The 7,439-nt window shown below is 65.2% G+C and carries 11 protein-coding genes; 9 read left to right on the top strand and 2 right to left on the bottom strand.

Translation table 11 applies throughout. The features are described from left to right. The 9 genes from rplB to ACRDTL_RS14970 all read left to right on the top strand — a co-directional run. Positions 1 to 746, top strand: a 746-nt coding sequence (gene rplB, locus ACRDTL_RS15010; protein WP_431507497.1) for a 50S ribosomal protein L2, incomplete at its 5' end; no start/stop codon positions are given. A gap of 10 nt (positions 747 to 756) precedes the next feature. Further along, positions 757 to 1,038: a 30S ribosomal protein S19 gene (rpsS, locus tag ACRDTL_RS15005; protein WP_431507496.1), complete on the top strand. Its 282-nt coding sequence runs from the start codon at positions 757 to 759 to the stop codon at positions 1,036 to 1,038. Further along, complete coding sequence (gene rplV, locus ACRDTL_RS15000) at positions 1,035 to 1,634, top strand: 50S ribosomal protein L22 (protein WP_431507495.1); 600 nt, start codon at positions 1,035 to 1,037, stop codon at positions 1,632 to 1,634. Before rpsS ends, rplV begins: the two co-directional genes overlap by 4 nt. After that, positions 1,634 to 2,461 carry a 30S ribosomal protein S3 gene (gene rpsC, locus ACRDTL_RS14995; protein ID WP_431507494.1) on the top strand — a complete coding sequence of 276 codons (828 nt, stop codon included), beginning with the start codon at positions 1,634 to 1,636 and terminating at the stop codon, positions 2,459 to 2,461. The genes rplV and rpsC overlap by 1 nt, the downstream gene beginning before the upstream one ends. A 3-nt stretch (positions 2,462 to 2,464) precedes the next feature. Continuing rightward, positions 2,465 to 2,881, top strand: coding sequence for a 50S ribosomal protein L16 (gene rplP, locus ACRDTL_RS14990; protein ID WP_431507493.1), 417 nt, complete (start codon positions 2,465 to 2,467; stop codon positions 2,879 to 2,881). Beyond that, on the top strand, positions 2,881 to 3,114 hold the full coding sequence (gene rpmC, locus ACRDTL_RS14985; RefSeq protein ID WP_431507492.1) for a 50S ribosomal protein L29: 234 nt from the start codon (positions 2,881 to 2,883) through the stop codon (positions 3,112 to 3,114). Before rplP ends, rpmC begins: the two co-directional genes overlap by 1 nt. Further along, positions 3,114 to 3,497, top strand: a complete 384-nt coding sequence (rpsQ, locus tag ACRDTL_RS14980; RefSeq protein ID WP_431507491.1) for a 30S ribosomal protein S17 — start codon at positions 3,114 to 3,116, stop codon at positions 3,495 to 3,497. Before rpmC ends, rpsQ begins: the two co-directional genes overlap by 1 nt. Before the next feature lie 86 nt (positions 3,498 to 3,583). Beyond that, the gene (locus ACRDTL_RS14975) at positions 3,584 to 5,935 is read left to right on the top strand and encodes an arylsulfatase (RefSeq protein WP_431507490.1); all 2,352 of its coding nucleotides are present in this window, start codon (positions 3,584 to 3,586) and stop codon (positions 5,933 to 5,935) included. A gap of 18 nt (positions 5,936 to 5,953) precedes the next feature. Further along, entirely contained in the window at positions 5,954 to 6,853 is a 900-nt protein-coding gene (locus ACRDTL_RS14970) for a formylglycine-generating enzyme family protein (RefSeq protein ID WP_431507498.1), read from the top strand. 93 nt (positions 6,854 to 6,946) lie between these two features. Here ACRDTL_RS14970 and ACRDTL_RS14965 read toward each other — a convergent pair whose 3' ends face one another. Both ACRDTL_RS14965 and ACRDTL_RS14960 read right to left on the bottom strand, forming a co-directional pair. Next, positions 6,947 to 7,258 carry a type II toxin-antitoxin system PemK/MazF family toxin gene (locus ACRDTL_RS14965; RefSeq protein ID WP_431507489.1) on the bottom strand — a complete coding sequence of 104 codons (312 nt, stop codon included), beginning with the start codon at positions 7,256 to 7,258 and terminating at the stop codon, positions 6,947 to 6,949. Further along, positions 7,258 to 7,439, bottom strand: a 182-nt coding sequence (locus ACRDTL_RS14960; protein ID WP_431507488.1) for an antitoxin, incomplete at its 5' end; no start/stop codon positions are given. The genes ACRDTL_RS14965 and ACRDTL_RS14960, both read right to left, overlap by 1 nt.

The following is a 7,439-nucleotide window of genomic DNA, read 5'->3' as shown; positions in this document are numbered from 1 at the left end:
CGTTGGTCCAGCCGCTGCACGGTCGTGGTGGACGCAACGTACACGGCCGGATCACGACCCGGCACAAGGGCGGTGGACACAAGCGTGCCTACCGGGTGATCGATTTCCGCCGCAACGACAAGGACGGCGTCAACGCGAAGGTCGCGCACATCGAGTACGATCCTAACCGCACCGCCAACATCGCACTGCTGCACTACCTGGATGGCGAGAAGCGCTATATTATTGCGCCACAGGGGCTTTCGCAGGGCGACGTGGTGGAGTCCGGCGCCAACGCCGATATCAAGCCGGGCAATAACCTGCCGCTGCGCAATATTCCGGCCGGCACGCTGATCCACGCTGTGGAGATGCGGCCGGGTGGGGGCGCCAAGCTCGCGCGCTCGGCCGGGTCGAGCATTCAGTTGCTCGGCAAGGAGGGTAGTTACGCCTCGCTGCGGATGCCCAGCGGTGAGATCCGCCGCGTCGACGTACGCTGCCGTGCCACGGTCGGCGAGGTCGGCAACGCCGAGCAGGCCAACATCAACTGGGGCAAGGCCGGTCGGATGCGCTGGAAGGGCAAGCGTCCGTCGGTGCGTGGCGTGGTGATGAACCCGGTGGATCACCCACATGGTGGTGGTGAAGGTAAGAGCTCGGGTGGACGTCACCCGGTCAACCCGTGGGGTAAGCCGGAGGGGCGGACCCGCAGGCGCCACAAGGCCAGCGACAAGATGATCGTCCGACGCCGGCGCACCGGCAAGAAGCACCGCTAGGAGTTAGCCGATGCCACGTAGCCTGAAGAAGGGTCCGTTCGTCGACGACCATCTGCTCAAGAAGGTCGATGCGCAGAACGAGAAGAACACCAAGCAGGTCATCAGGACCTGGTCGCGGCGGTCGACCATCATCCCGGACTTCATCGGCCACACCTTCGCGGTCCACGACGGACGCAAGCATGTGCCGGTGTTCATCACTGAGGCGATGGTGGGTCACAAGCTCGGCGAGTTCGCGCCGACGCGCACCTTCAAAGGGCACATCAAAGACGACCGGAAAGCCAAGCGGCGATGAACACGACGACTGAATTTCCTTCTGCGATAGCCAAGGCCCGGTTTGTGCGGGTGTCGCCGACCAAGGCGCGCCGGGTGATCAACCTTGTCCGCGGCAAGTCGGTGACCGAGGCGCTTGACATCCTGCGCTGGGCGCCGCAGGCGGCCAGCGTGCCGGTGGCCAAGGTCATCGCCAGTGCTGCGGCCAACGCCCAGAACAACAATGGACTGGACCCGGCGACCCTGGTGGTGGCCAGCGTCTGCGCCGACGACGGCCCCACCGCCAAGCGGATTCGTCCGCGTGCCCAGGGCCGTGCGTTCCGGATCCGCCGGCGCACCAGCCATATCACCGTGATCGTGGAAAGCCGGCCGGTGGCCGATGAACGGTCGCAGTCGGCGCGGGCACGGCGCGCGCAGGCCAGCAAGGCCGCCGCCCAGGCGCCGGCCAAGAAAGCATCCGCCGCGAAGGCGCCGGCCAAGAAAGCGGCTGCTGAGAAGGCGGCTGCTGAGAAGGCGCCGGCGAAGAAAGCCCCGGCAAAGAAAGCGCCCGCGAAGAAGGCAACTGCCGCGAAGTCCACGCAGAGCGAGACTTCTGAAGCGAAGGGAGGCTCGCAGTAGTGGGCCAGAAGATCAATCCGCACGGCTTCCGGCTCGGCATCACCACCGACTGGAAGTCTCGCTGGTACGCCGACAAGCAGTACGCCGAATACGTCAAGGAAGACGTCGCGATCCGGCGGCTGCTGTCCACCGGACTGGAGCGGGCCGGGATCGCCGACGTGGAGATCGAACGCACCCGCGACCGGGTTCGGGTAGACATCCATACCGCCCGGCCGGGCATCGTCATCGGTCGCCGCGGCACCGAAGCCGACCGCATCCGCGCGGATCTGGAGAAGCTGACCGGCAAGCAGGTGCAGCTCAATATCCTCGAGGTGAAAAACCCGGAGTCGCAGGCACAGTTGGTGGCCCAGGGTGTGGCCGAACAGTTGAGCAACCGGGTGGCGTTCCGGCGCGCGATGCGCAAGGCCATCCAGTCGGCGATGCGTCAGCCCAACGTCAAGGGCATCCGGGTGCAGTGCTCCGGCCGCCTCGGCGGTGCCGAAATGAGCCGCTCGGAGTTCTATCGGGAAGGCCGCGTCCCGCTGCACACGCTGCGCGCCGACATCGACTACGGCCTGTATGAGGCCAAGACCACCTTCGGCCGGATCGGCGTGAAGGTGTGGATCTACAAGGGCGACATCGTCGGCGGCAAACGCGAACTGGCCGCTCCGGCGGCGGGCGGCGCGGAGCGTCCCCGGCGCGAGCGGCCGTCGGGCACCCGTCCGCGCCGCAGCGGCGCCGCGGGCACCACGGCGACGAGCACCGAGGCCGGGCGGGCCGCCTCTGCCACTGAGGAAGCTGCGGCGGCCGGCGAGCCGACGCTTGAGACGCAGAGCACGGAGAGCTGAATCATGTTGATTCCCCGCAAGGTTAAGCATCGCAAACAGCATCATCCCCGTCAGCGCGGCATCGCCAGCGGCGGTACGGGAGTGACCTTCGGCGACTACGGCATCCAAGCACTCGAACACGCCTACATCAGCAACCGGCAGATCGAGTCCGCCCGTATCGCCATCAACCGGCACATCAAGCGCGGCGGCAAGGTCTGGATCAACATCTTCCCGGACCGCCCGCTGACCAAGAAGCCGGCGGAGACCCGAATGGGTTCGGGTAAGGGGTCGCCGGAGTGGTGGGTGGCCAACGTCAAGCCGGGCCGGGTGCTCTTCGAGCTCAGCTACCCGAACGAATCGATCGCCCGGGCCGCGTTGACCCGGGCGATCCACAAGTTGCCGATCAAGGCACGCATCATTACCCGAGAGGAACAGTTCTGATGGCAGTGGGTGTTTCCGCTGGCGAACTGCGCGAGCTCACCGGCGAAGAGCTGATCGACCGATTGCGCGAATCCAAGGAAGAGCTGTTCAATCTGCGCTTCCAAATGGCGACCGGACAACTGAACAACAATCGTCGACTTCGCACGGTGCGTCATGAGATCGCGCGCATCTACACCGTGCTGCGCGAACGTGAACTCGGCCTGGCTTCCGGGCCCGACGGTGAGGAATCGTAATGGCAGAGGCGAAGACTGCTGGCAAGGCTGCGTCGAAAAAGGCCGCTCCCACAAAGGCCGCTCCCAAAGAACCCGCCCAAAAAGCTACCGGCAATGGCAAGGGCCCCAAGCACACTCCGCGCACCCCGAAGCCCCGGGGCCGGCGCAAGACCCGTATCGGCTATGTGGTGAGCGACAAGATGCAGAAGACCATCGTGGTCGAGCTGGAGGATCGGGTGAGGCATCCGCTGTACGGCAAGATCATCCGCACGACCACCAAGGTCAAGGCGCATGACGAGAATGGCACTGCCAGTGTCGGCGACCGGGTCTCCCTGATGGAGACCCGCCCGCTGTCGGCGACCAAGCGCTGGCGGCTCGTCGAAATCCTGGAGAGGGCCAAGTAGTTTCCAGCGCGACCAGACGCAAAAGCCCCCATTTCGTAACGAAATTGGGGGCTTTTGCGTCTGGTCGCCCGGGTATAGTCACGGCGATGACGACCGAGTTCAACGGCAAGATCGAGTTAGACATCCGTGACTCGGAACCGGACTGGGGACCGTTCGCTGCACCGACGGCACCAGAGAACGCACCCAACATCCTCTATGTGGTCTGGGACGACGTCGGGATCGCGACATTTGACTGCTTCGGCGGACTGGTCGAGATGCCGAACATGACCCGCATCGCTGACTGTGGCGTACGGCTGTCGCAGTTTCACACCACCGCGCTGTGCTCACCGACCCGGGCGTCGTTGCTGACCGGTCGCAACGCCACCACCGTGGGCATGGCGACCATCGAAGAGTTCACCGACGGGTTCCCCAACTGCAATGGTCGTATCCCGGCCGACACCGCGCTGCTGTCGGAAGTGCTCGCCGAACGCGGCTACAACACCTACTGCATCGGAAAATGGCACCTCACCCCGCTCGAGGAGTCGAACCTGGCGTCGACCAGGCGGCACTGGCCGTTATCGCGCGGCTTCGAACGGTTCTACGGGTTCATGGGCGGTGAGACCGACCAGTGGTACCCCGACCTGGTCTACGACAACCATCAGGTAACCCCGCCCGCGACACCCGAGGACGGTTATCACCTGTCCAAGGACATCGCCGACAAGACGATCGAATTCATTCGTGATGCCAAGGTGATCGCGCCGGACAAGCCCTGGTTCGCCTACGTCTGCCCCGGCGCCGGACATGCCCCGCATCATGTGTTCAAACAGTGGGCCGACCGCTACGCCGGCCGCTTCGACATGGGCTATGAGCGCTACCGCGAAATCGTGCTGGAGCGCCAAAAGGCGATGGGCATCGTGCCCCGTGGCACCGAACTGTCGCCAATCAACCCGTATCTCGATGTAAAGGGTCCTAACGGTGAGCCGTGGCCGTTGCAGGACACCGTGCGGCCCTGGGAAACACTGCGCGACGACGAGAAGAAGCTGTTCGCCCGGATGGCCGAGGTGTTCGCCGGCTTCCTCAGTTACACCGACGCCCAAATCGGCCGGATCCTGGACTATCTGGACGATTCCGGGCAATTGGACAACACCATCGTCGTCGTGATCTGCGACAACGGCGCCAGCGGTGAGGGCGGGCCGAACGGGTCGGTCAACGAGACGAAATTCTTCAACGGCTATATCGACACCGTCGAGGAGAGCATCAAGTTCCTCGACCGCCTCGGCGGTCCCGAGACCTACAACCATTACCCGATCGGGTGGGCGATGGCCTTCAACACGCCCTACAAGTTGTTCAAGCGCTACGCTTCGCACGAAGGCGGCATCGCCGACACGGCTATCATCTCGTGGCCCAACGGTATTGCCGCGCATGGCGAGGTTCGTGACACCTACATCAACGTCTGCGACATCACCCCGACCGTCTACGACCTGCTGGGGATGACTCCGCCGGAGGTCGTCAACGGGATCCCGCAGCGGCCGCTGGATGGGATGAGTTTCAAAGCCGCCCTTGTTGATCCGGCCGCAGACACCGGAAAGCACACCCAGTTCTACACCATGCTGGGCACTCGCGGGATCTGGCACGACGGCTGGTTCGCCAACACCGTACACGCCGCGACACCCGCGGGCTGGTCGCATTTCGATGCCGACCGTTGGGAGCTGTTCCACATCGAGGCCGATCGCAGCCAGTGCCACGACCTGGCTGCCGAGCAGCCCGACAAACTCGAGGAACTCAAACAGCGGTGGTTCGCCGAGGCCGCCAAGTACAACGGGCTGCCGTTGGCCGACCTGAACATCCTGGAGACGATGACCCGCTGGCGCCCTTATCTGGTCGGCGAACGGTCCACCTACACCTACTACCCCGACAGCGCAGACGTGGGCATGGGTGCCGGTGCCGAGATACGAGGCCGGTCGTTTTCGGTGCTGGCCGACGTGACCGTGGACACCACCGGCGCCGAAGGCGTGCTGTTCAAGCAGGGCGGCGCCCACGGTGGCCACGTCCTGTTCATCCAGGGCGGACGGCTGAACTACGTCTACAACTTCCTCGGTGAGCAGGAACAGCTGATCTCCTCACCCGACTCGGTCCCGTTGGGCCGGCACCTGTTCGGAGTCCGCTACACCCGGACAGGAACCGTGGAAAACAGCCACACCCCGCTCGGTGAAGCCACCATGTACGTCGACGACACCGCGGTCGCCGCGTTGCCGGACATGAAGGCGCATCCCGGAATGTTCGCGTTGGCCGGCGCCGCCATCACTGTTGGGCGCAACAGTGGCTCGGGAGTGTCCAGCCGGTACGAAGCCCCCTTCGCGTTCACCGGCGGGACTATCGCGCAGGTCACCGTCGACATCTCCGGCACACCGTACGAGGATGTGGAAAAGCGGCTGGCGCTGGCCTTCTCGCGGGACTGAGGTCGCGTGACTGAAGCCGTGCTGACCGACCTGGTTGAGTTACCCGGCGGCTCGTTCCGGATGGGGTCGACAAGCTTCTACCCCGAGGAGGCGCCGATCCACACCGCGACCGTGGCCGCGTTCGCGGTGGAGCGGTATCCGGTGACCAACGCTCAATTCGCCGAATTCGTTGCCGCCACAGGCTATGCGACGGTTGCCGAGCAGCCGATCGACCCCGCACTGTATCCGGGTGCGGATCCGGCTGACCTCGTCCCGGGCGCGATGGTGTTCCGCGCGACGGCGGGCCCGGTCGACCTGCGGGACTGGCGGCAGTGGTGGGACTGGGCGCCGGGCGCGAGTTGGCGGCACCCGTTCGGGCCGGACAGCGACATCGCCGACAGCTACATAGCCGACCACCTCGATCACCCCGTCGTGCAGGTGGCGTACCCGGACGCCGCTGCCTACGCCCGGTGGGCCGGGCGGCGGTTGCCGACCGAGGCCGAATGGGAGTACGCGGCCCGCGGCGGCAGCACCACGACGTACGTGTGGGGAGACGAGGAGAAGCCCGGCGGCCAGTTGATGGCCAACACCTGGCAAGGCACATTCCCCTACCGTAACGACGGCGCGCTTGGTTGGACCGGGACGTCTCCGGTGGGCGCATTCCCGGCCAATGCGTTCGGTTTGCTGGACATGATGGGCAATGTCTGGGAGTGGACCACCACCGAATTTTCGGCCCATCATCGGCTGGATCAGCCGCCGAAGGCCTGCTGCGCACCGTCCGGGCCCGCCGACCCGACGGTCTACCAGGCGCTCAAAGGTGGCTCATACCTGTGCGCGCCGGAGTACTGCCACCGGTACCGGCCGGCGGCGCGGTCCCCGCAATCGCAGGACACCGCGACCACCCATATCGGATTCCGCTGCGTGGCCGACGTACCGTAGTCTGCCGTTCGCAGCGTCCCGAAACCCAGATATGAGCGAGCCAGCAGTGGGTAGACCTTGACCGAGGCCTGAGCACGATGCCCTTGCCCGAACCTATGACACGACCCAATCGAGGTCGAACGCGTTGCTGATGGCGTCGGCAAGGGTTGGTTCCTGCGACGCGAGAAGGTAGCCGATTTGACGACCAAGGTCAGACGCCGGGATCGTTTGGATGTTGTCGCAACTGACGACAGACGGTTGATTCAGCCCGTTCACCGCGCCTACCGGGACTTCGGTGGTCAGCCCTCGGACGGTTGTCGTGATTGGGGCGACGGTGACGTTGGTGAGATGCGGACGCACGACCTCGCGGGTGAGAATCAGGACGGGTCGGGCCTTGTCGAGCTGGGCGATGTGGATGGGTCGCATCAGTCGATGTCGAGGACGGTACGAGCAGAGTGGCCGGCCAGTGCATCCAAATCACTCGGCGCTGACATGCTGGCCGCGAGGATCTCCGCGTCGCGTTCGGCGAGACGACGGCGACGTTCCCGTTCCAGCGCCCGCACCACGACAGCCGCACGGCTGCGGGCATGTTGTCCCCGGACTTCGT

Source organism: Mycobacterium sp. (assembly GCF_050700595.1).
Lineage (GTDB): Bacteria > Actinomycetota > Actinomycetes > Mycobacteriales > Mycobacteriaceae > Mycobacterium.
The sequence above is the reverse complement of the archived record's forward strand: the minus strand, read 5'-3'. Positions and strand labels throughout refer to the sequence as shown.